Below are 23,266 nucleotides of genomic sequence, written 5' to 3' on the forward strand. Positions count from 1 at the left end.
GGCCGACACCCCTGCCACGGCTGCTCGCCGGCGAGTCTCGGTGCGGGTCCCTGCTCCGGGCACCGCTCTCCACACCGCCACGTCCCGCGACTCCACCGGGCCGGCCGAGCCTGACGGTGGCTCGACCCGGAGGACGGCGAAGGGCCGGGACCCGCGATGCGGGTCCCGGCCCTTCGACCGTGCGTGAGGCGTTGCTCAGGCGGGGACGACCTCGAACTTGAGGGTCGCCGCGACCTCGGGGTGCAGGCGGACGGTCGCCTCGTAGGAGCCGAGCGTCTTGATGGCCTGCTTCACCTCGATCTTGCGCTTGTCGAGCTCGGGGCCACCGGCGGCCTTGACGGCAGCGGCGATGTCGCCGTTGCTGACGGCGCCGAACAGTCGGCCGGACTGGCCCGACTTGGCCGGGACCTGCACCGAGGTCGCCTCGAGCTGGCCCTTGACGCCCTTGGCCTGGTCGAGGTCGTGGATCGCGCGGACCTCGCGGCCCTTGGTCAGGGCGTCGACCTGCTTCTGGCCACCCTTGGTCCACGGCGTCGCGAGACCACGCGGGAGCAGGAAGTTGCGGCCGTAGCCGTCCTTGACCTCGACGATGTCGCCGGCCTCACCGAGACCGGTGACCTCGTGCGTGAGAATGAGCTTCATGGTGTTCTCCTCGTTCCCGAACCTGGCTCAGCGAGCCGAGCTCGAGTAGGGCAGCAGGGCCATCTCACGGGCGTTCTTGACGGCCGTGGCGATGAGACGCTGCTCCTGGACGGACACACCGGTCACCCGACGCGCACGGATCTTGCCGCGGTCGGAGATGAACTTGCGCAGCAGCGCAGTGTCCTTGTAGTCGATGTTCTCGACCTTCGCCGCCTTCAGCGGGTTGGCCTTCTTCTTGGGCTTGCGCACAACGGGCTTTGCCATCGTGGTGCTCTCCTTCTTGATGAGAGCCCGGGGTTTCGTGCCCCGGGATGGGGTTGAACTTCTTGGGTATGCCGTCCGGCTCGGTCACCGGACGACGGAACTGACCTGCTCGAGCTGAGTCGGATGAGTCAGGAAGGCGCGATCAGAAGGGGGGCTCGTCGTAGCTGGGGGCCGAACCCCAGCCACCACCCTGCTGGCCACCGGCCGGCTGACCACCGGAGGGCTGTCCCCAGCCACCCTGGCTGCCGCCTTGACCGGCGCCCTGCCCAGCGCCCTGGCCGCCACCCTGACCACCGGCGGAACCGCCGGTCGCCCACGGGTCCTCGGCCTGGCCGCCACCGCTCCAGCCGCCGCCTTGGTTGCCCTGGCCGCCGCCGAAGCCGCCACCGCCGCCGCCGCGCTGGGTCTTGTTGACCTTCGCGGTGGCACTGCGCAGGGACGGGCCGATCTCGTCGACGTCCATCTCCACGACGGTGCGCTTCTCGCCTTCCTTCGTCTCGTACGAGCGGGACTTGAGACGGCCGGACACGATCACGCGCATGCCCCGCTGGCACGACTCGGCGACGTTCTCCGCCGCGTCGCGCCACACCGAGCAGCGCATGAACAGCGTCTCGCCGTCCTTCCACTCATTGCTCTGGCGGTCGAACTGCCGTGGCGTCGAGGCCACGGTGAAGTTCGCGACCGCAGCACCGGACGGCGTGAAACGCAGCTCGGGGTCGGCGGTCAGGTTGCCGATGATCGTGATGACGGTGTCGCCTGCCATGCGTGGCTCCGTTCAGTCCTTCGTCCGGTGATCGAGCGGTTCGGTGGCTGGTGCGAGGTCAGGCGCCGGGGCGCAGCAGCTTGGTGCGCATGATCGACTCGCTGAGGTTCAGCTGTCGGTCGAGCTCCTGGGCCGTGGCCGGCTCAGCCGTCATCGTGACGACGACGTAGATGCCCTCGGACTTCTTCTTGATGTCGTAGGCGAGACGGCGACGGCCCCAGATGTCGACGTTGTCGACGCTGCCGCCGTCGTTCTTCACGACGGTCAGGAACTTGTCCATCGTGGTGCCGACGGTGCGCTCTTCGGTCTCCGGGTCGAGGATGACCATGAGTTCGTACTGACGCATGCTTCTAACCCACCTCCTCTGGTCTCGGCGGTCACGAGTCTCTCTCGTGACAGGAGGGTTGCATTCGTCCCACCGCGAGCCCTGAGGACCCGGCCTTCTGCCAGCCGGGACCAGCCTCGCAGACCGCACCGACATCGGTCGGGACGATCCACAGGCCACCGGGCGCACGGTGAACTGGGCAAGACTATCCGGCCGGGCGGCATACGCAGAAATCGGGACGCCCACGGCGCCCGCGCTCACGAGAAGCGGACGATGAGTCGGTCCTCGGCCCCGGCCAACGGGCCGGCGAGGTCGTCGACCTCCACCGAGCCCTCCGCCGAGCCCTCCGCCGAGCCCTCCGCCGAGCCCTCCCAGCCCTCCGAGCCCTCCGAGCCCTCGACGACACCCCGGCGCTGCCGTGCACGCAGCCACACGACCGCGACGAGCCACAGGACCGCCATGACCCGCAGCATCGAGAAGAACGCGTACCAGGCCGCGGGCATCCCGCGGTCGGGGACGGTGGTCGCCGCGATCGTGAGCCACACCGCGACGAAGTTGAGCGCCTCCGCGCCGGCCCAGATCAGGTGGTCGCGCCACTGGATCGCGCACCACGCGACGAGCGGCAGCAGCCACACCGAGCTCTGGACCGTGAAGGACTTGCCGGTGACGAGCACGATCCCGACCATCACCAGCGACACCTCGGCCAGGGTGGGCCGCCTCGCGGACGACAGCGCCAGCACCGCGCCGACGAGCAGGGCCACCAGCCAGCCCACGGCGGCGAGCGCCGTCACGGCTCCGGGCGGCAGCGGGTGGCCCGCCAGTTGCGGCAGCAGCCACGGCGATCCGTAGCCGGCCGAGGCCGAGACCCAGCTCTCGTACGGCGAGAGCGCGGCCCCGTGGTTGAGCAGCCAGAGACCCGAGAGCAGTGCGCCGAAGGTCAGCAGGGCGTAGCGGACCGTGCGACCCGCCTCGCGCAGCCTCCCGGCACGCAGGGCGAGCAGGACGATCGCGACGAGGATGAGCACCGGGTAGGTCCGGGCGCCGATGGCCAGCCCGAGCAGGACGCCGGCGAGCGTGCGGTGACGCCGCGACCACGCCCACATCCCGGCGCTGGCCAGGGCCACCCCGAGCAGGTCTGCGGAGATGAAGCCGGCCAGCACCACCACCGGGGAGAGGGCGACGTGGGCGGCCGAGACGGGCCGCGCCGCCGAGGAGCCGACGAGCCAGACGATGACGAGCAGGAGCAGCGTCAGCAGCACCGACCACTGGGCGAAGTACCACGCGGCGCGGGTCTTCAGCGTGCCGTCGTCGGGGGTGAGGCTGGCCACGGCGGTCAGCACCAGACCGGTCAGGGGCGGTTGCCCCGTGACGGGGGCGCCGTCGCCACCCTGGAGGTATGCCGCCACGCCGGCCTTGACGTTCTGGTCGCGGTACGCGGTGGGCAGGTCGGCGTAGCAGGCACTCCAGAACTGGGTGTCGCCGGTGAAGCCGGTGCGCAGGCACGGCGCTCTGAGCAGCACCGCCAGGCCGGCCGTCACGGCGGTCAGGGCCGACAGGAGCGCGGCCGTGAGCACCCACGGGAGCTCACGGCTGACGGCATACCGCCCCCGAGGGCCTCCGATCACCTCGGAGGCCGCCCGCACGACGGGGTCGTCGACCTTGTCGGTCACCGAGGGGTCACCGTGGCCCCTCGTCGCGCCCACGCGGCCCCTCGTCGCGCCCACGCGGCCATTCCCGTCACCCGCTGGGCTGGGTCGTGCCCCGGCTGCGGCCCGGGAGCGGCACCGTGACCGTCGGCTGCGAGGTCGTCGTGGATGGAGTCGGCTTGCCGGTCCCCCTCGTCTTCGTCGGCTCCTGCGTCGTCGTCGTGGGCGCCTGCGTCGTCGTCGTGGTCGTCGTCGACGGCTGCGTGGTCGTGGTCGTCGGCGCCTGGGTGGTCGTGACCGTCGGCGGCGTGAAGGTGGGGGTCGGCGTCGGGATCTTCTCGTCGCCGACACCGGCACGGGCCGGGAAGTCCTGGACCTCCATGTTCTGCGTGACGACCTTCATGAAGTCGAGCCAGATGTTCGCGGGGATCGTGGAGCCGTCGTAGAGCGAGGACTCCTCCGGGCTCAGCTGCTGGTTCGTCTTGCCGTCGGCGGACGGCTTGTACATCCCGACCGAGACGGCCAGCTGCGGGATGAACCCGGAGAACCACTTCGAGCGGTTCTCCTCCGAGGTGCCGGTCTTGCCCGCCGCGGGACGGCCCAGCTCGCGGCCGATCTTGGTGGCGGTGCCACCGGGCTTGACGGTGTAGGTCATCGCGTCGGTGGTGTCCGCGGTGACGTCCTTGTCGAAGGCCCGCTTGGTCTGGGGCTTGGCCTCGTAGGTGAAGTCGCCCGTGGCGGACGTGATCTTCTTGACGAGGTACGGCTTGGCCCGGACTCCCTGGGAGGCGATGGTCGAGTAGGCCGAGGCCATGTCGACGACGTGCGGCGAGGCCGTGCCGAGGATGTTCGTCAGGTCGGTCCCGAGTCCGGGCGTCTGCGCCGGGATGCCGGCATCGATGGCTGCCTGGCGCGTCAACGCCGGCGTGATCGTGTTGTTGAGGTTGACGAAGGCCGTGTTGATCGAGCGGCCGATCATCCGGCGCATGTCGACCTTGCCGTAGGAGATGTCCCCGAAGTTGTTGATCTTCGTGCCGTCGATGGTCTGGGGCGTGTCGCCGTCGAACTTCGTCTTCGTCGAGATGCCGTTGCGCACCGCGGCCAGCACGCCGAACGGCTTGAAGTTGGAGCCGCCCTGCATGATCGCCTGGGTGGCGGTGTTGTACTCGTCCTTGGAGTAGTCGGGGCCGCCGTACATCGCGACCACGGCACCGTCGCCGGGCTTGATGGCGACGAGCCCGCCGGTGACCTTCTTCGGCAGGTTGCCCTTCATCGCGGCCACCGCAGCGGTCTGGGCCTTCTTGTCGATCGTCGTGACGATGCGCAGGCCGCCGTTGTCGATGTCCCGGTCCGAGAGGCCGGTCGTCAGCAGCTCGCGCTTGACCTGCGCGGTGATGTAGCCGTTGGGGCCCGACGAGACCTTGGTGCCCTTGTAGGGCTGGATCTTCGGCAGCGTGGCGAACTTGGCGCGGTCGGCGGCGCTCAGCCAGCCCTCCTGCGCCATGCCGTCGAGGACGTATGCGTAGCGCCGGGTCAGGTTCGCCTTGGCCTCCCCGCCGTTGGCGGGGTCGTACATCGACGGGGCGTTGATGACCGACGCGAGCACCGCCCCCTCACCGACGGTGAGCTTGGAGACGTCCTTGCCGAAGTACGCCTTGGCCGCGCTCTGGATGCCGTAGGCGCCGCGGCCGTAGTAGATGGTGTTGAGGTACTTCTCGAGGATCTCGGACTTGGGCAGCTGGCCGTCGATCTTGACGGAGATGAGGATCTCCTTGGCCTTGCGCGACACGGTCCGGTCCTGGGTCAGGAAGTAGTTCTTGACGTACTGCTGCGTGATCGTCGAGCCACCCTGCTGCGCCTCGCCGGTGACGCTCGTCTTGACGGCGCGCAGGATGCCGCCGACCGAGATGCCGTTGTTCTGGTAGAACGTGCGGTCCTCGGCGGCGATGTGCGCGTCCTGGACGAACTTGGGCACCTTGGTGAGCGGCACGGACTCGCGGTTGCCGTCCTGGACGGCGATGCGGTCGAGCTCGGTCTTGCCGTCGCTGTAGTAGACGATGGAGACCTGCTTGTTGGCGAGCTGGTTGGGCTGCGGGATGGACGTCTGCTGGTAGGCGATGAAGACGCCGACGACGCCGAGCACGAAGAGGACGGCCGCCGCGATCGAGCCCCACTTGAGGGTGCCGACGAGCCACTTCCTCCAGCCGGTGCGGCCCTGGCCGCCGCTGCCCCTGCCGCCGCCCTGGGACCCGCCCCTCGCGCCCGACTGCTGGGCAGCGCGGATGTCGCGCCTGCTCTGCGTCACAACCTGCTCCATTCGGTGATGAGGCCCGGGAACCGTCCCGAGCCGCCACTCAGTATGACCCGAGCGGCGCCCGGGTGCCGAAATCCGGAACGTTGCTCACAAACGCGGCACAACGGGGCAACAGGTTGCTTCCCAACCGGCGCGCGACGTGCAACCTTTCTGCAGGGCCAGCCGGTCGAGCCGGGTGTGACCACATTGACGGGGACCGGCACCGGGGCGAGCAGCACATCGCCCGCGCCGCTGACAGGGGGACGGGCGATGGAGCGATCCTTCGACGACTTCGTGGCCACCCGGTCCACGCGACTGCTGCGGACGGCATACCTGCTCACGCACGACCGGGCGCTCGCGGAGGACCTCGTACAGGCGTCCCTCGCCAAGGCGTGGTTCGCCTGGGGACGCATCGAGAGCCGGCCCGAGGCGTACGTCCGCCGGGTCATGGTCAACACGTACTCGAGCTGGTGGCGGCGGCGCTGGAACGGCGAAGAGGCGACCGCCGAGCTACCAGAGCGGCACGACGCCCACCGCCTCCACGGCGCCGAGAACGCCCGGGTGGACGAGCGCACCGACCTGTGGCGCGCCCTCGAGCGGCTGCCGAAGCGGCAGCGGGCCGTCGTCGTGCTGCGCTTCTACGAGGACCTCTCCGAGGCCGAGACCGCCGAGATCATGCAGTGCTCGGTCGGCACCGTGAAGAGCCAGGCGAGCCGGGCGCTCGCCAAGCTCCGCATCGACCCCACCCTGGCGCCGAACTCCGACGAGGAGCGTGTCCGATGAACCTCACCGACCTGCGCAACGAGCTGACCACCCACGCCGACGACGTCGGCGCCGCCCCCGACTTCCGCCACGAGGTGGCCACGCGGGTGCGTCGGGCGAAGCGGCGGCGTGCCGCGGCCGCGGGCGCGGCGACCCTGGCCGTCGCGGCGGTCGCGGCCGGCGTCGTGGCCGGGATCGGCCGGCCGTCGCCGGCGGGCCCTGCGGGCTCTGCGACCGCGTCCGCGAGCGCCGCGCCGATGGGGTCGGACGGTATGCCGTTCCGGATCGTCCCGGACACTCCTGGTGACGTCGTGAAGAAAGGGCTGCGCTATCGCAGCCAGGTCGCGGGCGACACCCTCGCCGTCGGCTTCATCGGCGACCCGGGCCAGGGGCAGTTCACGCTCTCCTGGCAGCCGTCCACGACGCACGTCTCCCTCAGCGCCGAGTGCTACCTGCCGGGCCTGACCCAGGACGAAGCCGCGGCATACCTCGTCACCGTGGGGCTGGACGGCAGCCCTGGCTTCTTCGGCAGCTCGTGCAGCGGCGGAGGGCCGACGCAGCGCGACCTGCCGGCCGGGGGCAGCGTCCCGGGCGAGCCGGGACGGGGCTGGACCGAGCTCACCGTGGGGAAGGCAGCCAGCGTCCGAGTCCGGCTCGTCGACGCGAAGACGAGGAAGCCGGCCGCCGTCGACGGTGCCCAGCTGGCCGGAGCCGTCTACGAGCAGGGCCTGCAGCACCCCGTCCTGGACGAGTCGGGAAAGACCGTCGCCATGCTCCCCGACATGATCGAGCACCAGGGCTACACGTACTCGCACAAGCTCGGCGGCAACGCGCCCCTGAACCCGTGGCAGGACCTGACGATGGGCGTGCCCCCGGGACCCGCCATCGCCGTCTGGGGTTCGGCCGGCGACCGGCTCGCAGTCGAGAGCCCGGGGGACGGGTCGGGGATGCGCCTGACCCGAACCCCCGGACAGAGCGAGGAGCGTGGCTACGGTTCGTGGGGCAGCGACGTCCTGCCGGCGGACCAGACGCTGCGTCTCTCCTTGAGCACCACCGGGGCCCGACCCACGCACGGCGTCGGCTTCCTCGAGATCTACACGCTCGAGCCCTGACACCCGCACCCTCCGGGGGGCTCGAGCAGCCGGGCCGGTCGGCCGGATCGAATGCCTGTTTCCTCGCTCGGGCGACGAGATCGGGGTTCGGTCCGGCCGACCGCACCGCTGTGTCCGTTCGATGTATCGCAGCGATATATCCACGTGTAGCATCGAAGCGTGTCCAGGTCCGAACGCCCCCAGAGCCGCCGCGCGGCGCTGCTCGAGTTCGCGGTCCTCGGCCTGCTGCACGACGGTCCCCTGCACGGCTACGAGCTGCGCAAGCGCCTCACCACCGCCCTGGGCATCTTCCGGGCCCTCTCCTACGGCTCGCTCTACCCGGCGCTGCGCCACCTCGTCGACGCCGGCTGGATCCACGAGACCACCGACACCGCCGGTGGCACCGCCGGCTCGGGCAGCACGGGCGCGACGGGCGGCAGGCGCCCCCGCATCACCTACGAGCTGACCGCGGAGGGCAAGGAGCACTTCCAGGACCTCGTGGCCGCCAGCGGCCCGGACTCCTGGGACGACGAGGACTTCGATGTCCGCTTCGCCTTCTTCTCCCGCACCGAGGCCCAGGTGCGGCTGCGGATCCTCGAGGGCCGGCGATCCCGCCTCGAGGAGCGGCTCGCCAACATCCGCGACGCCTCGCAGGCTCGCCGCGAGCGCATGGACAGCTACACCCTGGCGCTGCAGCAGCACGGCGAGGAGCGCGCCGAGCGCGAGGTGCGCTGGCTCGAGGAGCTCATCGTCGCCGAACGGCGCGCGGCCCTCGACCCCGGCCCGGCGGCATACGACAACACCGACATGACCAACCCCCAGAGCACGACCACCAACAACAAGGAGTGATCCATGGGATCCGTACGCGTCGCCATCGTCGGCGTCGGCAACTGCGCGAGCTCGCTCGTGCAGGGAGTCGAGTACTACAAGGACGCCGACCCGACCACCGGCGTCCCCGGCCTCATGCACGTCAAGTTCGGCGAGTACCACGTCGGTGACGTCGAGTTCGTCGCCGCGTTCGACGTCGACGACAAGAAGGTCGGCAAGGACCTCTCGGAGGCCATCAACGCCTCCGAGAACAACACCATCAAGATCGCCGACGTGCCCACGACGGGCGTCGAGGTCCAGCGCGGCCACACGCTCGACGGCCTCGGCAAGTACTACAAGCTGACGATCGACGAGTCGTCGGCCGAGCCGGTCGACGTCGTGCAGGTCCTCAAGGACCGCAAGGTCGACGTCCTCGTCTCCTACCTCCCGGTGGGCTCGGAGCAGGCCGACAAGTTCTACGCGCAGTGCGCCATCGACGCGGGCGTCGCGTTCGTCAACGCCCTGCCGGTCTTCATCGCCTCCGACCCCGAGTGGGCCGCGAAGTTCGAGGCCGCCGGCGTGCCGATCATCGGCGACGACATCAAGAGCCAGGTCGGCGCGACGATCACGCACCGCGTCATGGCCAAGCTCTTCGAGGACCGCGGTGTCGTGCTCGACCGGACGTACCAGCTCAACGTCGGCGGCAACATGGACTTCAAGAACATGCTCGAGCGCGAGCGCCTGGAGTCCAAGAAGGTCTCGAAGACCCAAGCCGTGACGAGCAACCTCACCGGCCCGCTCTCCGGCCTGGTCGACAGCAAGAACGTCCACATCGGCCCGTCCGACTACGTCGCGTGGCTCGACGACCGCAAGTGGGCCTACGTCCGCCTCGAGGGTCGCGCCTTCGGTGACGTGCCGCTGAACCTCGAGTACAAGCTCGAGGTGTGGGACTCCCCCAACTCGGCCGGCATCATCATCGACGCGATCCGTGCGGCGAAGATCGCCAAGGACCGTGGCATCGGCGGCGCCCTGCTGTCCGCCTCGTCCTACCTGATGAAGTCCCCGCCGGAGCAGCGTCCTGACGACCTCGGTCGCGCCAAGCTCGAGGCCTTCATCGCCGGCACCGAGGAGCGCTGACCCCTCCGAACCACTCCCGAGTCGATGTCTTCGGCGGTCACCCGTGACCGCCGAAGACATCGACCGGAGCGAGGTTGAAAACCGTGAGGCCCCCTTCCAGCCGGCCTGTTCGGCATCAGTGTTCAACTGGGCGCACACGCACCGCATCACAGGACCCCTCCGCACCCGTTCGGTGCGGAGGGGTCCTTTTCATGCGCTTTCGGTTCGCCATGCCAGGCATGGTCCGGTCCCGGTGCATCTGCGCCCGAAAGCCAACGCTGAAGAGCCGAACAGGCCTTTCGGAGGGCGGGCCCTGGCGCGTCGAAGAAAGGGCACCGAGCCGAGTGCGTAGGCTGCGCCGGCGCGCTCAGTGCAGGAACGCCGCAGCCCCCGCCGCCGGCACCAGGAACCGGCCCTTCGACAGGACCGTCCATGACCTTCTCCATCCGCCGCGCCGCGCTCGCCACCGCGCTCGCCGTCGCGGCCCTCGTCCCAGCCATCAGCGCCAGCCCGATGCCGGCCGCGGCCGCATCCAGCGCGCCGGTCACCGGCTCGGACATCTCCTGGCCGGAGTGCCGGAAGGGCATGGGCATCCCCTCGCGCCGCACCGAGGGCAAACCGATCCCCGCCAGCGCCCGCTTCCTCGTGATCGGGCTCACGAACGGGCCCGGCTTCTACCCGAACCCGTGCCTGGCAGACCAGGTCGCCTGGGCCAAGGCACACCACGTGTACACGGCTGCCTACGCCATGACGACGTACCCGAGCGCCGCCCAGCTGAACGCCAACCGCAACGCCGGCCCCTACCGGTCCAAGGACTGGCGCAACGGGCTGTGGAACACCGGCTGGGCGCAGGCGCAGTTCAACATCGCGAACATGCGCAAGGCCGGTCTCGCCTCCCCGATCGTGTGGATGGACGTCGAGCCGTACGCGGTCGCCCCGTGGTCGAAGAGCCAGTCGGCGAACACCGCCGTCTTCAACGGTGCCTACAACGCCTACCGCGCTGCCGGCTACCGCGTCGGCATCTACTCGACCAGGTACGCGTGGCACGCGATGCTTGGGGGGGCCCGCTACGGCGTCCCCGAGTGGCACACCACCGGCCCCACCTCGCTCGGCACGGCTCAGCGCGCCTGCAACGCCGCGTCCATCCAGGGCGGGCGAACCGTGATGGCCCAGTGGTGGACGACGCTGACGGACTTCGACGTCGTCTGCCCCTCGTCTGCCACCAAGGCAGGCCTGGCCACCTACTTCCACAAGTACTGAGCGGGACCGCCCTCCACGAGCGGCACCCCTCGCACCACCAGCGACTCTCAACCCGGCAGCCCGCCTCGGGGCTCGACGTCAGGACAACACCATGCCGTTCTCCCTCCGCCGCGCGGCTCTCGCCCTCACAGCCGCCGTCGCTGCTCTCGTCCCCGCCATCACCTCCAGCTCTGCGCCTGCGGCCTCGGCGGCGTCCGCTCCGATCACCGGGGTGGACATCTCCTGGCCGGAGTGCCCGCAGGTGATGAACAGGCTCAAGCAGCCGGTCAAGCCGATGCCGGTCAACGGCACCCGGATGGTCGTGCTCGGCCTGACGTCCGGGCCGCCGCTCACGGCCAACCCGTGTCTGGGCAGCCAGCTCGCGTGGGCCAAGGCGCACCACGTGTACACCGCCGCGTACGCGGTCACCAACCCGCCGCTGCCCGCGCAGGTCAAGCAGTACGCCCTTGCCGGGCCGTACCGCAGCAAGGACTGGCGCAACCCCCTGTGGAACTTCGGCTGGGCGCAGGCCCAGTTCAACGTCAACACGATGCGCAGGATCGGGCTGAGCACCCCGACTGTGTGGATCGACGTCGAGTTCTACCAGAAGACCCCGTGGTCTTCGAACCGGGCCGCGAACGTGGCCGTCTTCAACGGCGCCCTCAACGCCTACCGCGCTGCCGGCTACCACGTCGGCGTGTACTCCACTGGCTACCAGTGGCGTTCCATCTTCGGCAACGCCCGCTACAACCTTCCGGAGTGGCACACCACCGGGACCAGCTCGCTGAACACCGCACTGCGCGAGTGCGGCGGCGCTTCCTTCCAAGGCGGTCGTCCCGTGCTGTCCCAGTGGTGGAACAGCACCAAGGACTACGACGTCGTCTGCCCGTCCTACGCGAGCAACGCCTCGCTCGCTTACTACTTCAAGAAGTTCTGAGCCCACTGCTCCCTGGTTCGGCCGGCCAGAGCCTGGTCAGGACGTCGTCGATGGCTCCGCACGTGCGCAGCAGCCGCCAGTCCGTCCCCCGCGCCGAGGTGACCTGCAGGCCGATCGGCAGGCCGTCCTCGTTCGTGCCGATGGGCAGCGAGACGGCCGGCGTCCCGGCGAGGTTGGCCGGCAGCGCCAACGCGCACCACGCGTCGAAGGACTCGGGCACCGGCTCCCCCGCGATGCTGCGCGGGGCGAGCCGATCCGCCTCGAAGGCGACCACGGGCATGGCGGGCGTCAGGAGCACGTCGTGGTCCTCGAAGAAGCTCAACCACGTACGCGTGAAGCCCCCGCGCTCGTGCTGCGCGTCGAGGTAGCGGGCGGCCGGGACGTCCCCGGCACGGATGATCGCGGCGGCGTCGGCCCCGACCAGCTCGGGGAAGCGCGCGAGGAGTGGGCCCTCGGACGCGTACCCCTCGGGCAGGGCCACCGCGTCCCAGAGCGGGCACGGGTCCTCGATGGCGGGGGCGGCCCAGGTGACCACGGCGCCGGCCGACTCGAGCCCCTGCACGGCGTGACGGAACCGGTCTCGGACGTCGTCGTCGACCTGGGCGATCCCCAGGTCCTCCGAGGCGGCGATGCGCAGCCCCGCGAGCGGCAGGGCCGCCGAACCGGAGACGTCGACCAATGAGGACGGCACGTCGCCACGGCCCCCGAACGACAGCGGGTCGGCGGGACTCGGCCCGCACATCACCGCGAGCGCCAGGGCCAGGTCGCGTACGGAGGCGCCGATCGGGCCGTCGACCGACAGGGTGGGCCACCCACGGAACCCCGGCATCTTCGGGACGAGACCGAACGTCGGCTTGAGCCCGTAGACCCCGCAGAAGGCGGAGGGGATCCTGATCGACCCTCCCCCGTCGGTCCCGATGGCGAGCGGCACCATCTCGGCCGCGACGGACGCGGCGGCGCCCCCGCTCGAGCCGCCCGCGGTGCGGCTGGGGTCGCGCGGGTTACGCGTGGTGCCGTAGACGTCGTTGGAGGTGGTTCCGCGGTAGCAGAACTCGGGGTTGTTCGTCTTGGCCACGACGATCGCCCCGGCCGCGATGAGGCGCTCCACGCATACGGCCGTCTCGTCGGGGACGTGCGCTGCGAGCGCCCGCGACCCGTTTGTGGCGGGGGCGCCCGCCAGCCAGATGTGGTCCTTGACCGTGATCGGCACGCCCGCGAGCAGCCCCGGATCCTCACCCGCGGCGATGCGGGCGTCGAGCGCTGCCGCCTGCGCGAGCGCGTCGGGGTTGACCCACGTGATCGCGTTGACGGCGGGGTCCGCCGCCCTGATCCGCTCCAGGGCGGCCGCGATGGACTCGCGGGCCGATTCCCGGCTGCTGCGCACCGCGAGCGCGGTGGCGACTGCGTCGCGCACTGGGGTCACCGGCGACTACGGCAGCGCGTGCTGCGCCGCGGCGGCCTCGAGCTCCTGGCGCTCGGCGAGCGCCACCTTCGTCTCCGCCTCGACGTCGATCGACCGGGCGAACAGGTAGTAGAGCAGTCCCGCGACCGGCAGCCCGATGAAGAAGGAGATGTCCACGCCGCCGAGCGCACGGGCCACCGGCCCGGTGAACACCTTGCCGACCGCGAAGAACGGGATCATCACCACGAAGCCGATGAGGTATGCCGCGATGCCGCGCCAGCTCCAGCGGCCGTACATCCCACGTGGGTGGAAGATCTCCGCGATCGCGTAGTGGCCGCGGCGCACGAAGTAGTAGTCCACCAGGTTCACGGCCGTCCACGGGATGAACAGGTAGAGGATCACCAGCAGGAAGTCGTTGAAGTTGGCGAGGAAGTCGCTCGTCGCGAGCAGGGCACCGACCAGCGACAAGGCGGCCGTGACGCCGATCGTGACGACGCGTACGGAGGTCCGCGGGGCGATTGCGACGAAGGAGTCGATCGCGCTGATGAGGGTGAGCGAGCCGCCGTACATGTTGAGGGCCGTCACGGAGACCAGTCCCAGCGCGGCGAGCAGCAGGACGATGCTGCCGAAGCCGTGGAAGACGTGGTCCCCGACGGCCTGGATCTCGGCGATGCCGGTCCCACTGAAGCTCTTGCCGGCCCAGGCGGCCAGCACCGAACCGACGATCATCATCCACGCACCCCCGAGGGCGGAGCCCCAGTAGGTCCAGAGGAACGTCTTGCGCACCGTCACGTCGGGCGGCAGGTACCGCGAGTAGTCCGAGACGTAGATCGCCCAGCTGATCTGGTAGCCCGCGACCACACCGAACTGCGCGAAGAAGGGGACGGGGCGGAAGGGACCGATGTCGAACGTGCCCGGCGGGTAGGGGATGAGGAACAGCGCGATCGTGAAGATGCCGAAGATGACGAGCATGAGGTAGGTCAGGATCCGCTCGGAGCGGTGGATGATGTCGTAGCCGATGAGCGCGATCACGAACGCGACGGCCGTCACCACGACGATCCACAGGGACGTGGGCCCGTGCGCCGTGCTCTGGAGGGCGTCGGCCGCGAGGATGGTGTTGAAGACGTTGAAACCCGCGTACTGCAGGTAGGCGAAGAGCCAGACGAGCAGCGCCCCCACGTAGCCGAACTGCGGCCGTGACTGAATCATCTGCGGCAGGCCCAGCTGGGGGCCCTGGGCGGAGTGGAAGGCCATGAACAGGGTGCCGACCAGCACACCCAGCACGATGGCGACGACGGACCAGAACAGCGAGCCACCCTGGGTGATGCTGATCAGCCCGACGGCCAGCGTGGCGATCTGGGCGTTGGACATGAACCACAGGGGGCCGAGGTGCCACAGCTTCCCGTGACGCTCGTTGAGCGGGACGTAGTCGATGGATCTGACTTCGATCCCTGCGATCTTGGACTCAGCAGCCATTTGTCACGCCTCTTCTCACACGACCAGGTGGGAGTGCGGGACCCTCGGATCCCGGTACGTGGCGACGCAACGCCACTATGCCTGCTCATGGCGGAGGAGCACCAGAGACGAACCGACGTGCGCTCGCCTGCCGCCTACCGGGGCGCAGGTGGGTATGGCCAGGGCAATCGTCGGCGTCCAGCCAGGACTGCCGACCCGACCCACGGAGGCCCCCATGAAGAGACTGCTTCTCGTCACCGCCGGCGCCGTCGGCTTCCTGCTCGGCTCACGCGCCGGCCGGCAGCCCTACGAGCAGTTCATGCGCGCGTTCGGCCAGCTCAAGGACGACTCCCGCGTCCAGGAGAAGGCCAGACAGGGTGCACAGCTGGTGCGCGAGCAGGCGCCGGTCGTCGCCGACAAGGTTGCCGATGCCGCCAGGACCGCGACCGACAAGGTCACCTCGGCCGTGTCCGGCCCCTCCGACTCCGACTCGGCGCACTCGGACGAGCTCATCGAGCAGGCCGTGCAGGTCCAGAAGGACACCGGCCCCAAGGGCCCGCTGCCCTGAGGGCGGGCGACCGGGTCAGCCCGGGCAGGCCGGGTACGCGGGAGGCCCCCTTCCAGCCGGAAGGGGGCCTCACGCACACCCGGGGGTTGTCGGCTACTTCAGGGCCGACCCCGTGGTGGTGCCGGACGGTGCGTCCACGAGGCACAGGACCGACCGGTCCCCCTGCCACGTGTCGGCGTCCGGGTAGATGTAGGAGGGGTCGAGGTCGTCGATTGCCGTGTCGGTCACCAGCGGCTCGGCCTTGTCGGTGCAGCCCTTCTCGGCCTCCGCCGTCACCTTGGCCTCGCCCGGATACGGACCACCGGGCAGTTCGATCACCGTGACGACCTGGCTCTCGTGCGGCGACGTGCACGGGACGGGCGTGACCAGGTCGATCTGGTCCTTGCCACCACCCAGGAAGCAGTCGCCCGCCTTCAGCTTGTCGACAAAGACCTGCGACCTGCCGGCCTGCCCGGCCGCCTGCCCGGCCGCCTGCCCAGTGGTACCGGGCTGCGGCACTGCCGCCAGAGCGGCGACCACTGCGATGGCGAGAACAGCGGCCCAGGCAAGGGTCCCGAGTGATCCGAGCACGATGCCGGCGATGGCGCGGCCGCGACCGCGCTGGAAGCCGGACCGGAGCTGGTTCAGGGCGACGGCACCGAAGATGACGGCCAGCACACCGACGAGCGGCACGAAGGCGGCCAGCCCGCAGCACAGGGCGGCGATCGCGAGTGCGTTGACCCGCCCTGCCCGCGGCACGGCCGGCAGGGGCGCCTGATCCGGCTGGCCCGGCTGGAACGGTCCGGGCGGGACGGCATACGGACTCGGCGGCTGGGTCTGGGTCACGGGGGTCGGGGGAAGCTCCGCGACGGGGGCAGCCTGTGGCGGGCCGCTGGGAGGCGGCAGTTCGGGGGTCACGGCGAGGAGCATCCCACGCCCGAGCGGCCGCATGGACGAAAGCGGACGCTGCGGTCAGCGGCGACGGCGCCCGAGCCTCCGGACCCGCCCGTCAGCGGGCCTGCGAGCTGTCCGCCGACTCGCGGGCCGGTGAGCCGTCGCCGGACTCGGCGCGGTGGCGGCGCACCTGCCACACGACGAGGGCGACCACCGCGATGACGCCGACCACGACCGCGGCACCCTTCCCGAGCCACGCCTCGACCTTGGCGTAGGACTGGCCGGCCAGGTAGCCGGCCATCACGACGACCGTGCCCCAGGCGATCCCGCCGGCGGCGTTCCACCGCAGGAAGGTCGGGTAGTGCATCTTCGACATGCCGGCGAGCGCCGGGGTCACCGCCCGGAGGAACGCGGTCCACCGGCCGAGGAAGACGGCCACGCCTCCACGCCGGGCGAGGAAGTCCTGGGCCGAGGCGATGCGGTCGCGGTGCTTGTCGAAGGCCTTCAGCCGCACGACCCGGCTGCCGAGGTGACGGCCGACCTCGAAGCCGACGGTGTCGCCGAGGATCGCCGCCGCGATCACCACGACGAGCACTGCCGCCAGGGGGACGTGGCCGAGGGAAGCCGCCACCCCACCGAGCAGGGCCACCGTCTCGCCGGGGACGACGAACCCGACGAAGAGCGCGTCCTCGACGAACACCACGGTCCCGACGACGAGCAGCACGAGCCACGTGGGGGCGCTCAGCACCTCGTGGGTGATGTTCTCGAGCAGGGCGCTCACGACGGACTCCTCAGGTCGGCGGTAGGTCGGCGGTGGTCGGCGGCAGGTCGTCAGGTCGTCGGGGTTCTCGGTCTGGCCACCCAGTCTCCGGGTCGTGCCTGTGCCTCTTCTGGGAGACGTACCCATCGCGAGCGCCCTCACGAGCTGCCCGTCACGACATTTGGACACCCATAACGTCACAGCATGGTTCATGGACACAATGGCGCCGGACCCAGGGGCCGGAGCGCCCCACCACAGAGCGCGAGAGGACGAGCCGATGGCAACACCGCGACTGGGCGAGACCGCCCCGGACTTCGAGGCCACCACGACCGAGGGGCCGATCCGGTTCCACGACTGGAAGGACGGCAGCTGGGCCGTCCTCTTCAGCCACCCCGCCGACTTCACGCCGGTGTGCACCACCGAGCTGGGACGCGTCGCAGCGCTGTCGGACGAATGGGCCCGACGCGACGTCAAGGTCCTCGCCGTCTCGGTCGACCCGGTCGACCAGCACGAGGCGTGGAAGGGCGACATCGAGCAGGTCGGCGGCGCCACCGTCGGCTACCCGATCATCGCCGACGACTCGCGCCAGGTCTCCGAGCTCTACGACATGATCCACCCGGGTGAGGGCGACACGTCGGGGGTGCGTTCGGTCTTCGTCATCGACGCCAACAACAAGGTGCGGCTCTCGCTGACCTACCCCAAGAGCGTCGGGCGCAACTTCGACGAGATCCTCCGCGCCGTCGACGCGCTGCAGCTGACCGACCGCGGTCCCTTCTCGACGCCGGCCGACTGGCGCGTGGGCGAGAAGGTCATCGTGGCCCCGACCGTGTCCACCGCGGACGCCCGCGAGCGCTTCGGCGACGACGCGGTCGAGGAGGTCAAGCCCTACCTGCGCTACACGACCGCTCCCGCCTGACCGGTCTCCTGCTCACCCCGACTCAGGCGTGCGCGGCCAGCACCACGGCCTGGTCGTCCCGCTCGTTGCCGGTGGCGCGGCGCACCAGCCGCGCCACCTCGGCGGCGCCCGCGGCAGCCAGTCCGGCCGCGAGGTCGTCGGCCGTGTAGAGGTGCCGCTCGAGCGTGATGTCGTGCCCGAAGCGTCGGTAGCTCGGCGCCACGTCGCGTATGCCGTGTCCCGACTGGGCGCCCACGAGCAGGTGGCCGCCCGGCCGGGTCACGCGTACGGCCTCGGCGAGCAGCTGCCCGAGTCCGGACGGGGGCGTGTGGATGACCGAGTACCAGAGAAGCACCCCGTCGACCGATGCGTCGGCGAACGGCAGCGCGTCGAGCGAGGCCACGCCGAACCGCAGCTCGGGATGGTCGCGCCGGGCCATCGCGACCATGCCGGGCGAGAGGTCGACGCCGTGGGGTCGCACCCCTCGGTCGGCGAGGTAGCGGCTCATCCGCCCGGCGCCGCAGCCCGCGTCGAGCACGTCCGCATCCGGTCCGACCGCCGCGACGAAGGCGTCGACCATCGCGAGCTCGAGCGGGGTCTCGGCCTGCGTGTCGGGGAAGTACGCCGCGTAGTCGGCGGCGACGGTGTCGTAGGCGTCCCGCACCGACGCGTAGCCGCCGGCGATGTCGCGGTCCGCTGCCGTCGCTCCCGATGCCATGCGCGCAGCCTGCCAGACGCGACCGACGGAGCCCGCGCTCCTCAGCCGAGCAGGCGGGTCAGCTCAGCGACGAAGGCGTCCACATCGGCCTCCGTCGTGTCCCACGAGCACATCCAGCGCACCTCGCCGGTGGCCGGGTCCCAGTCGTAGAAGCGGAACTTCTCGCGCAGCGCGTTCGCGACGTCACGGTCGAGCACGGCGAAGACCGCGTTGGCCTGCACCGGCCGCTGGATCGTCACGCCGCCCAGCGGCTCGACGCCGGCGGCCAGGCGCGTCGCCATGGCGTTGGCGTGCGAGGCCGACCGCAGCCACAGGTCGCCCTCGTAGAGCGCGATCAGCTGCGCCGACACGAACCGCATCTTCGAGGCGAGCTGCATCGAGAGCTTGCGCACGTGGATGATGCCGAGCGTCGGGTCGGCGGCCAGCTCGGGGTTCACGACGACGACCGCCTCGGCCGCGAGGGCGCCGTTCTTCGTGCCGCCGAGGCTGAGGACGTCGATGCCGGCCTCGCTCGTGAAGGCGGCGATGTCGGCGCCCAGGGTGGCGGCGGCGTTGGAGATGCGGGCGCCGTCGAGGTGGACCCGCATGCCGAGGGAGTGCGCGTGGTCGGTGATGGCCCTGACCTCGTCCGGCGTGTAGCAGGTGCCGAGCTCGGTGGTCTGGGTGATCGAGACGACGAGCGGCTGGGCGCGGTGCTCGTCGCCGAAGCCCCAGGCCTGCCGGTCGACGAGCTCGGGGGTGAGCTTGCCGTCGGGGGTCGGGACGGTGAGCAGCTTGATGCTGCCCATCCGCTCGGGAGCACCGCCCTCGTCGGTGTTGATGTGGGCCGTCTCGGCGCAGACGACGGCACCCCAGCGCGGCAGCAGGGCCTGCAGGGCCACGACGTTGGCGCCGGTCCCGTTGAAGACCGGCCAGGTGACGGCGCCCTCTCCGACGTGACGGGCCACGACCTCCTGCAGCCGTGCCGTGTAGGCGTCCTCGCCGTACGCGATCTCGTGACCGCCGTTGGCGTCGGCGAGCGCGGCCAGCACCTCGGGGTGCAGCCCGGCGTAGTTGTCGGACGCGAAGCCGCGCCGGTCGCGGTCGTGCAGGGTCGTCACGGGGTCCTCACTCGGGTCGGTGGGCGGCGCCGAGCCAAGTGGCCCATGGGCACAGACAGGTCAGGCAGGGTCGGGCAGCTCGGCGGCCGGAGTCTCCCACAAGGGGACGCTCGCGCCGTTGACCGCCGAGGCGTCGGCGTCGAGCAGCCCGACGAGCCAGTCGGCGATCCGGGCGGGGCTCGTGGCCGCGCGCCCGGACCCGATCCACCTCACCACACCGACCGCGGCGGCCGAGCCGGGGGTGGCCCCAGACGAGCGCGCCGAGCCGAACGAGTCGGCGAGCGCCCCGACCCACGCCTGCGCCGCGGCCTTCGCGCTGGCGTATGCCGCGTTGCCGGCCGTCGGTTCCGTCGCCCCTGCCGCGCCGATGATCGCCATGCGCCCACGACCCGACGCGAGCAGGTCGTCGTGCAGGGCGAGGGTGGTGTGGCGCAGCGTGTCGACGAGGTTGCCCGACAGCCAGCGCCAGTCGTCGTCGGTGGACTCGGTGAACGCCTTGCCGCCGCGCCAGCCGCCGACGAGGTGGAAGAGGGCGTCGACGCCGCCGTGGGCGGACACGACGTCCCGCGCCAGGACGCGTACGGCCTCGGCGTCGAGCAGGTCGCAGACACGCGTGTCCAGCACACCGTCGCCGGCGCCGGCGAGCTCGTCGCGCAGCGTGGCGAGGGTGGACTCGTCGCGGCCGACCGCGACGACGCGCTCGCCCCGGGCGAGCAGGGCCGCGCACGTGGCGCGGCCCGTGCCACCGGTGGCCCCCGTGACGACGACGACCCGCGGCCGGCGGGCCCCGGTGGCGACGCTGTCGCCGGTGCCGTTCGCGCTCATGCGCTGGCCCCCGTGATGCCGGCCGTCGACTCGATGACGTCCTTCATCTTCTTGGAGAGGGCCTCGTAGAACATCGACAGCGGGAACTCGTCGGGCAGCACCGCGTCGGTCAGACCCTTCGGCGGGCCGTCGAGCGGCAGGGCGGCGAGGTCACCGTCGCGGTGGCGAGCCCACGCCGACATCGGGTGCGGCGTCAGCACCGAGGCGATGAGGTCGTAGGCGGCCAGCCAGTGCGCCACCTTGGGCCGGTCGATCGAGCGCCAGTAGAGGTCCTCGACGGCCCGGCCGAGCTCGAGCACGGGCTCGGCGACGCGGTCCCACTCGATGGTGAGCCGGTTGTCGGTCCAGTGCAGCACGCCCCTCTGGTGCAGCCACGCGAAGAGCAGCTGCCCACCGAGGCCGTCGTAGTTGCGGGTGCGGTCGCCGGTGATGGCGAAGCGGAAGATGCGGTCGAAGAGCACGGCGTACTGCACGAAGCGCGCGTACGGGTGACCCTCACCCTCGAGCGCGACCGCCTCGCGGAACGCCGTCAGGTCGCAGCGCAGCTCCTCCAGGGAGTAGAGGAAGTACGGCATGCGCTGCTTGATCATGAACGGGTCGAACGGCAGGTCGCCGTGCATGTGGGTGCGGTCGTGGATCAGGTCCCACATGACGAAGGCGCGCTCGGCGAGCTGCTGGTCGGCGAGAAGGCGGGCGGCGTCCGGCGGCAGCGAGAGCCGCGTGACCGAGGCCGCCTCGGTGACCACGCGGCGGAAGCGGGCGGCCTCGCGGTCGGCGAAGATGCCGCCCCACGTGAAGGTCGGGATCTCGCGCATGGCGACGGTCTCGGGGAACAGCACGGCCGAGTTCGTGTCGTAGCCGGCGGTGAAGTCGAGGAAGCGGATCGGCAGGAAGAGCTTGTTGGAGTAGTCGCCGCCCTCGAGCTCGGCGACGAAGTCGGGCCAGATCACCTCGAGGAGGACGGCCTCGACCTGGCGCGCGGGGTTGCCGTTCTGGGTGTACATCGGGAAGACGACGACGTGCACCAACCCGTCGGCGCGGTGCTGCGCCGGCTCGAACGCCACGAGCGAGTCGTAGAAGTCGGGCACGCCGAAGCCGCTGTCGGCCCAGCGGCTGAAGTCCTTGACGAGGGCCTCGAGGTAGTCGGCGTCGTGCGGGAGCGACGGCGCGAGCGCCTCGATGCCGGCGACGACGCGGCCGACGTGGGCGGCGGCCTCCGCGTGGTCACCCTCCTCGGGGACGGATCCGTCCTTGGCCTGCAGCGCCCGCAGGTCGGTGACGGCGGCCTTGAGGCCGACCCACGCGCCGGAGGAGACCAGCGGATGGGCCGAGGCCTTGGCGTGCCGCACCGGGCGGGGCGCGACGAAGGAGACGGCGTTGTGGACGAGCTCGGCGAACGACTGGTCACCGGCGGACGACACCGGCTCGACGGCGAGCACCACGGCGCGACCCCCCTCGGGGGTGACGCCGCCGGTGGTCGCCACGACCGGAGCGCCACCGGCCGCAACGACCGGCTGTGCGGGGGCCTCGACGGTGAGCGAGCCGGTTGCGCGCAACCCGCCCAGGTCGACCCGGGCGAGCAGGTCCTCGCCGATCTCGGTGTCGCGCTCCACCCGTACGGCAGGGTGCAGGCCCGCGTCGGTGCCGTTCTCGTGCGGCTCGTCCTCGCGACGCGCGACCACTCCGGCCAGCGCGCTCGAGGGGGCGCCGAGCACGACGACGCCGCGACCGGCGGCCAGCGCCTCACGCACCTGGTCGTCGCCGGCCTGCGCGGCCTCGACGACGAGGACGTCGGCGGCCGCGGAGGGCGTGGTGATGCAGCCGCGCCGGCTCAGGGCGGCGGCGAGGTCGGGGCGGTCGGCCACGAGGGAGACGAGGGGAAACAGGCTCATGGAGGGGCTCCCGTCCGCAGAAACTTCGGTGTTGTTGCTGTCTGAATGAAGAATCTACGGGATCGCGGTGCAGGGACGCCAATTAGTGGTCACCAACCGGACGCCGACGCACGTTCCTGCAACCCACCACGCCCCCGGGCGGACGGCACACGAAAGGGGCGGCCGCTCCCCTGTGGGAGCGACCACCCCTCGTTCGCCCGGCGCGGAGCCGGGGCTTCGGCGGCACCCGGTCTCAGCGCGACGAGGTCTGCTTCTGCGCCTCGGCGTTCGTCTTGCACTTCTTGCCCATCGCGTCGAGCTTCTCGCCGGCGGCCGTCACGACCTGGCGCTGGCCGTGCCAGTCGCTCTGGAACTGGTCGGAGTCGGTGCCGCCCCAGTTGCCCTTGATCTGCGAGACGGCGCTGTTGACGGCCTCGACGATGCCGTCGAGCTCGCCCTTGTAGCCGACGAGCTTGTCACCGGACGCGGACACCGCGTCCGCGTTCATGCCCTTCTTGTAGACAGCCATGTCAGTTCCCCTTCAGAAGTCTGCGGATTGGTGGACGAGATGCGGTCGGTCAGTACTGCGAGGAGGTGCTGCGCTGCTGCGAGACCTCGCGGTCGATCGTCGACTTCATCTCGGTGAGCAGCTTCTGCGCCTTCTGCAGCTCGGGACGGTGCGTGCCGGTCCACTCCTGCTCGAACTGCTTGGAGTCGTCGCCCTGCCAGTTCTGCTTCAGCGACTCGACCTCGGAGTCGACCTTCTGGATGAGCTTCTGGATGGCCTCGGCCTGCTGCTGCAGGACGTTGCCCTGGGCGTTGACCTCATCGTCGTTCATTCCGAGCCAAGCCATGTCCTTCTCCTTTGCCTGTGTTCCCCCGACGGATTCGGGAAGCTCTCTTCTCCGGACCAC

General features: G+C 70.8%; 24 protein-coding genes. 8 read left to right on the forward strand and 16 right to left on the reverse strand.

Annotation, left to right across the window (positions count from 1 at the left end; genetic code table 11):
• Window positions 1–195 precede the first annotated feature (195 nt).
• The 6 genes from rplI to LQK93_RS08480 form a co-directional block, all read right to left on the reverse strand.
• Window positions 196–642, reverse strand: coding sequence for a 50S ribosomal protein L9 (gene rplI, locus LQK93_RS08455; protein ID WP_374971098.1), 447 nt, complete (start codon window positions 640–642; stop codon window positions 196–198).
• A 27-nt stretch (window positions 643–669) separates the two neighbouring features.
• Window positions 670–906 carry a 30S ribosomal protein S18 gene (gene rpsR, locus LQK93_RS08460; protein WP_013494395.1) on the reverse strand — a complete coding sequence of 79 codons (237 nt, stop codon included), beginning with the start codon at window positions 904–906 and terminating at the stop codon, window positions 670–672.
• Between the two features lie 142 nt (window positions 907–1,048).
• Complete coding sequence (locus LQK93_RS08465; RefSeq protein ID WP_374971099.1) at window positions 1,049–1,669, reverse strand: single-stranded DNA-binding protein; 621 nt, start codon at window positions 1,667–1,669, stop codon at window positions 1,049–1,051.
• 58 nt (window positions 1,670–1,727) lie between these two features.
• Window positions 1,728–2,015 carry a 30S ribosomal protein S6 gene (gene rpsF, locus LQK93_RS08470; RefSeq protein WP_343995213.1) on the reverse strand — a complete coding sequence of 96 codons (288 nt, stop codon included), beginning with the start codon at window positions 2,013–2,015 and terminating at the stop codon, window positions 1,728–1,730.
• Between the two features lie 236 nt (window positions 2,016–2,251).
• Complete coding sequence (locus LQK93_RS08475) at window positions 2,252–3,697, reverse strand: hypothetical protein (protein WP_374971100.1); 1,446 nt, start codon at window positions 3,695–3,697, stop codon at window positions 2,252–2,254.
• A 34-nt stretch (window positions 3,698–3,731) separates the two neighbouring features.
• The gene (locus LQK93_RS08480; RefSeq protein WP_374971101.1) at window positions 3,732–5,945 is read right to left on the reverse strand and encodes a transglycosylase domain-containing protein; all 2,214 of its coding nucleotides are present in this window, start codon (window positions 5,943–5,945) and stop codon (window positions 3,732–3,734) included.
• Between the two features lie 258 nt (window positions 5,946–6,203).
• Here LQK93_RS08480 and LQK93_RS08485 point away from each other — a divergent pair, with 258 nt between their 5' ends.
• The 6 genes from LQK93_RS08485 to LQK93_RS08510 all read left to right on the forward strand — a co-directional run bounded on the left by LQK93_RS08485 (window position 6,204) and on the right by LQK93_RS08510 (window position 11,885).
• Window positions 6,204–6,716: a SigE family RNA polymerase sigma factor gene (locus LQK93_RS08485; protein ID WP_374971102.1), complete on the forward strand. Its 513-nt coding sequence runs from the start codon at window positions 6,204–6,206 to the stop codon at window positions 6,714–6,716.
• On the forward strand, window positions 6,713–7,807 hold the full coding sequence (locus LQK93_RS08490) for a hypothetical protein (protein ID WP_374971103.1): 1,095 nt from the start codon (window positions 6,713–6,715) through the stop codon (window positions 7,805–7,807). Before LQK93_RS08485 ends, LQK93_RS08490 begins: the two co-directional genes overlap by 4 nt.
• Before the next feature lie 159 nt (window positions 7,808–7,966).
• On the forward strand, window positions 7,967–8,635 hold the full coding sequence (locus LQK93_RS08495; RefSeq protein ID WP_374971104.1) for a PadR family transcriptional regulator: 669 nt from the start codon (window positions 7,967–7,969) through the stop codon (window positions 8,633–8,635).
• A gap of 3 nt (window positions 8,636–8,638) precedes the next feature.
• Window positions 8,639–9,730: an inositol-3-phosphate synthase gene (locus tag LQK93_RS08500; RefSeq protein WP_374971105.1), complete on the forward strand. Its 1,092-nt coding sequence runs from the start codon at window positions 8,639–8,641 to the stop codon at window positions 9,728–9,730.
• A gap of 411 nt (window positions 9,731–10,141) precedes the next feature.
• Complete coding sequence (locus tag LQK93_RS08505) at window positions 10,142–10,969, forward strand: hypothetical protein (protein ID WP_374971106.1); 828 nt, start codon at window positions 10,142–10,144, stop codon at window positions 10,967–10,969.
• Between the two features lie 91 nt (window positions 10,970–11,060).
• Window positions 11,061–11,885, forward strand: a complete 825-nt coding sequence (locus LQK93_RS08510) for a hypothetical protein (protein WP_374971107.1) — start codon at window positions 11,061–11,063, stop codon at window positions 11,883–11,885.
• On the opposite strand, the gene LQK93_RS08515 is transcribed toward LQK93_RS08510, so the two are convergent.
• Together LQK93_RS08515 and LQK93_RS08520 are read right to left on the reverse strand one after the other, a co-directional pair.
• Window positions 11,872–13,299 carry an amidase gene (locus tag LQK93_RS08515; protein WP_374971108.1) on the reverse strand — a complete coding sequence of 476 codons (1,428 nt, stop codon included), beginning with the start codon at window positions 13,297–13,299 and terminating at the stop codon, window positions 11,872–11,874. The two genes, LQK93_RS08510 and LQK93_RS08515, sit on opposite strands and share 14 nt — an antisense overlap.
• A gap of 15 nt (window positions 13,300–13,314) precedes the next feature.
• Window positions 13,315–14,763, reverse strand: coding sequence for a purine-cytosine permease family protein (locus tag LQK93_RS08520; protein ID WP_374971109.1), 1,449 nt, complete (start codon window positions 14,761–14,763; stop codon window positions 13,315–13,317).
• Window positions 14,764–14,977: 214 nt separating this feature from the next.
• Here LQK93_RS08520 and LQK93_RS08525 point away from each other — a divergent pair, with 214 nt between their 5' ends.
• Entirely contained in the window at window positions 14,978–15,310 is a 333-nt protein-coding gene (locus LQK93_RS08525) for a YtxH domain-containing protein (RefSeq protein ID WP_374971110.1), read from the forward strand.
• A 93-nt stretch (window positions 15,311–15,403) separates the two neighbouring features.
• On the opposite strand, the gene LQK93_RS08530 is transcribed toward LQK93_RS08525, so the two are convergent.
• The gene (locus LQK93_RS08530; RefSeq protein WP_374971111.1) at window positions 15,404–16,207 is read right to left on the reverse strand and encodes a DUF4190 domain-containing protein; all 804 of its coding nucleotides are present in this window, start codon (window positions 16,205–16,207) and stop codon (window positions 15,404–15,406) included.
• A gap of 91 nt (window positions 16,208–16,298) precedes the next feature.
• Window positions 16,299–16,964, reverse strand: a complete 666-nt coding sequence (locus LQK93_RS08535; protein WP_374971112.1) for a DedA family protein — start codon at window positions 16,962–16,964, stop codon at window positions 16,299–16,301.
• A 256-nt stretch (window positions 16,965–17,220) separates the two neighbouring features.
• On the opposite strand from LQK93_RS08535, the gene LQK93_RS08540 reads away from it, so the two are divergent.
• Complete coding sequence (locus tag LQK93_RS08540; protein WP_374971113.1) at window positions 17,221–17,859, forward strand: peroxiredoxin; 639 nt, start codon at window positions 17,221–17,223, stop codon at window positions 17,857–17,859.
• A gap of 22 nt (window positions 17,860–17,881) precedes the next feature.
• On the opposite strand, the gene LQK93_RS08545 is transcribed toward LQK93_RS08540, so the two are convergent.
• The 6 genes from LQK93_RS08545 to LQK93_RS08570 all read right to left on the reverse strand — a co-directional run bounded on the left by LQK93_RS08545 (window position 17,882) and on the right by LQK93_RS08570 (window position 23,206).
• Window positions 17,882–18,556: a class I SAM-dependent methyltransferase gene (locus LQK93_RS08545; RefSeq protein ID WP_374971114.1), complete on the reverse strand. Its 675-nt coding sequence runs from the start codon at window positions 18,554–18,556 to the stop codon at window positions 17,882–17,884.
• Between the two features lie 41 nt (window positions 18,557–18,597).
• A complete protein-coding gene (locus LQK93_RS08550) occupies window positions 18,598–19,656 on the reverse strand; it encodes a threonine aldolase family protein (protein ID WP_374971115.1) in 1,059 nt (352 codons plus the stop codon).
• Window positions 19,657–19,716: 60 nt separating this feature from the next.
• A complete protein-coding gene (locus LQK93_RS08555; RefSeq protein WP_374971116.1) occupies window positions 19,717–20,481 on the reverse strand; it encodes an SDR family NAD(P)-dependent oxidoreductase in 765 nt (254 codons plus the stop codon).
• On the reverse strand, window positions 20,478–21,830 hold the full coding sequence (locus LQK93_RS08560; RefSeq protein ID WP_374971473.1) for a DUF6421 family protein: 1,353 nt from the start codon (window positions 21,828–21,830) through the stop codon (window positions 20,478–20,480). Before LQK93_RS08560 ends, LQK93_RS08555 begins: the two co-directional genes overlap by 4 nt.
• A gap of 775 nt (window positions 21,831–22,605) precedes the next feature.
• Window positions 22,606–22,881, reverse strand: coding sequence for a WXG100 family type VII secretion target (locus tag LQK93_RS08565; protein WP_374971117.1), 276 nt, complete (start codon window positions 22,879–22,881; stop codon window positions 22,606–22,608).
• Between the two features lie 49 nt (window positions 22,882–22,930).
• Window positions 22,931–23,206, reverse strand: coding sequence for a WXG100 family type VII secretion target (locus tag LQK93_RS08570; RefSeq protein WP_374971118.1), 276 nt, complete (start codon window positions 23,204–23,206; stop codon window positions 22,931–22,933).
• Window positions 23,207–23,266: the final 60 nt, after the last annotated feature.

This window comes from Terrabacter sp. BE26, assembly GCF_041941675.1.
In the GTDB taxonomy this organism is placed as follows: Bacteria; Actinomycetota; Actinomycetes; order Actinomycetales; family Dermatophilaceae; genus Terrabacter.

Bases quoted from the DNA above. Each gene is read 5' to 3' on its own strand.
- rplI (WP_374971098.1), bottom strand. From the start codon at position 642: ATGAAGCTCATTCTCACGCACGAGGTCACCGGTCTCGGTGAGGCCGGC.
- rpsR (WP_013494395.1), bottom strand. From the start codon at position 906: ATGGCAAAGCCCGTTGTGCGCAAGCCCAAGAAGAAGGCCAACCCGCTG.
- LQK93_RS08465 (WP_374971099.1), bottom strand. From the start codon at position 1,669: ATGGCAGGCGACACCGTCATCACGATCATCGGCAACCTGACCGCCGAC.
- rpsF (WP_343995213.1), bottom strand. From the start codon at position 2,015: ATGCGTCAGTACGAACTCATGGTCATCCTCGACCCGGAGACCGAAGAG.
- LQK93_RS08485 (WP_374971102.1), top strand. From the start codon at position 6,204: ATGGAGCGATCCTTCGACGACTTCGTGGCCACCCGGTCCACGCGACTG.
- LQK93_RS08490 (WP_374971103.1), top strand. From the start codon at position 6,713: ATGAACCTCACCGACCTGCGCAACGAGCTGACCACCCACGCCGACGAC.
- LQK93_RS08500 (WP_374971105.1), top strand. From the start codon at position 8,639: ATGGGATCCGTACGCGTCGCCATCGTCGGCGTCGGCAACTGCGCGAGC.
- LQK93_RS08505 (WP_374971106.1), top strand. From the start codon at position 10,142: ATGACCTTCTCCATCCGCCGCGCCGCGCTCGCCACCGCGCTCGCCGTC.
- LQK93_RS08510 (WP_374971107.1), top strand. From the start codon at position 11,061: ATGCCGTTCTCCCTCCGCCGCGCGGCTCTCGCCCTCACAGCCGCCGTC.
- LQK93_RS08520 (WP_374971109.1), bottom strand. From the start codon at position 14,763: ATGGCTGCTGAGTCCAAGATCGCAGGGATCGAAGTCAGATCCATCGAC.
- LQK93_RS08525 (WP_374971110.1), top strand. From the start codon at position 14,978: ATGAAGAGACTGCTTCTCGTCACCGCCGGCGCCGTCGGCTTCCTGCTC.
- LQK93_RS08540 (WP_374971113.1), top strand. From the start codon at position 17,221: ATGGCAACACCGCGACTGGGCGAGACCGCCCCGGACTTCGAGGCCACC.
- LQK93_RS08545 (WP_374971114.1), bottom strand. From the start codon at position 18,556: ATGGCATCGGGAGCGACGGCAGCGGACCGCGACATCGCCGGCGGCTAC.
- LQK93_RS08555 (WP_374971116.1), bottom strand. From the start codon at position 20,481: ATGAGCGCGAACGGCACCGGCGACAGCGTCGCCACCGGGGCCCGCCGG.
- LQK93_RS08565 (WP_374971117.1), bottom strand. From the start codon at position 22,881: ATGGCTGTCTACAAGAAGGGCATGAACGCGGACGCGGTGTCCGCGTCC.
- LQK93_RS08570 (WP_374971118.1), bottom strand. From the start codon at position 23,206: ATGGCTTGGCTCGGAATGAACGACGATGAGGTCAACGCCCAGGGCAAC.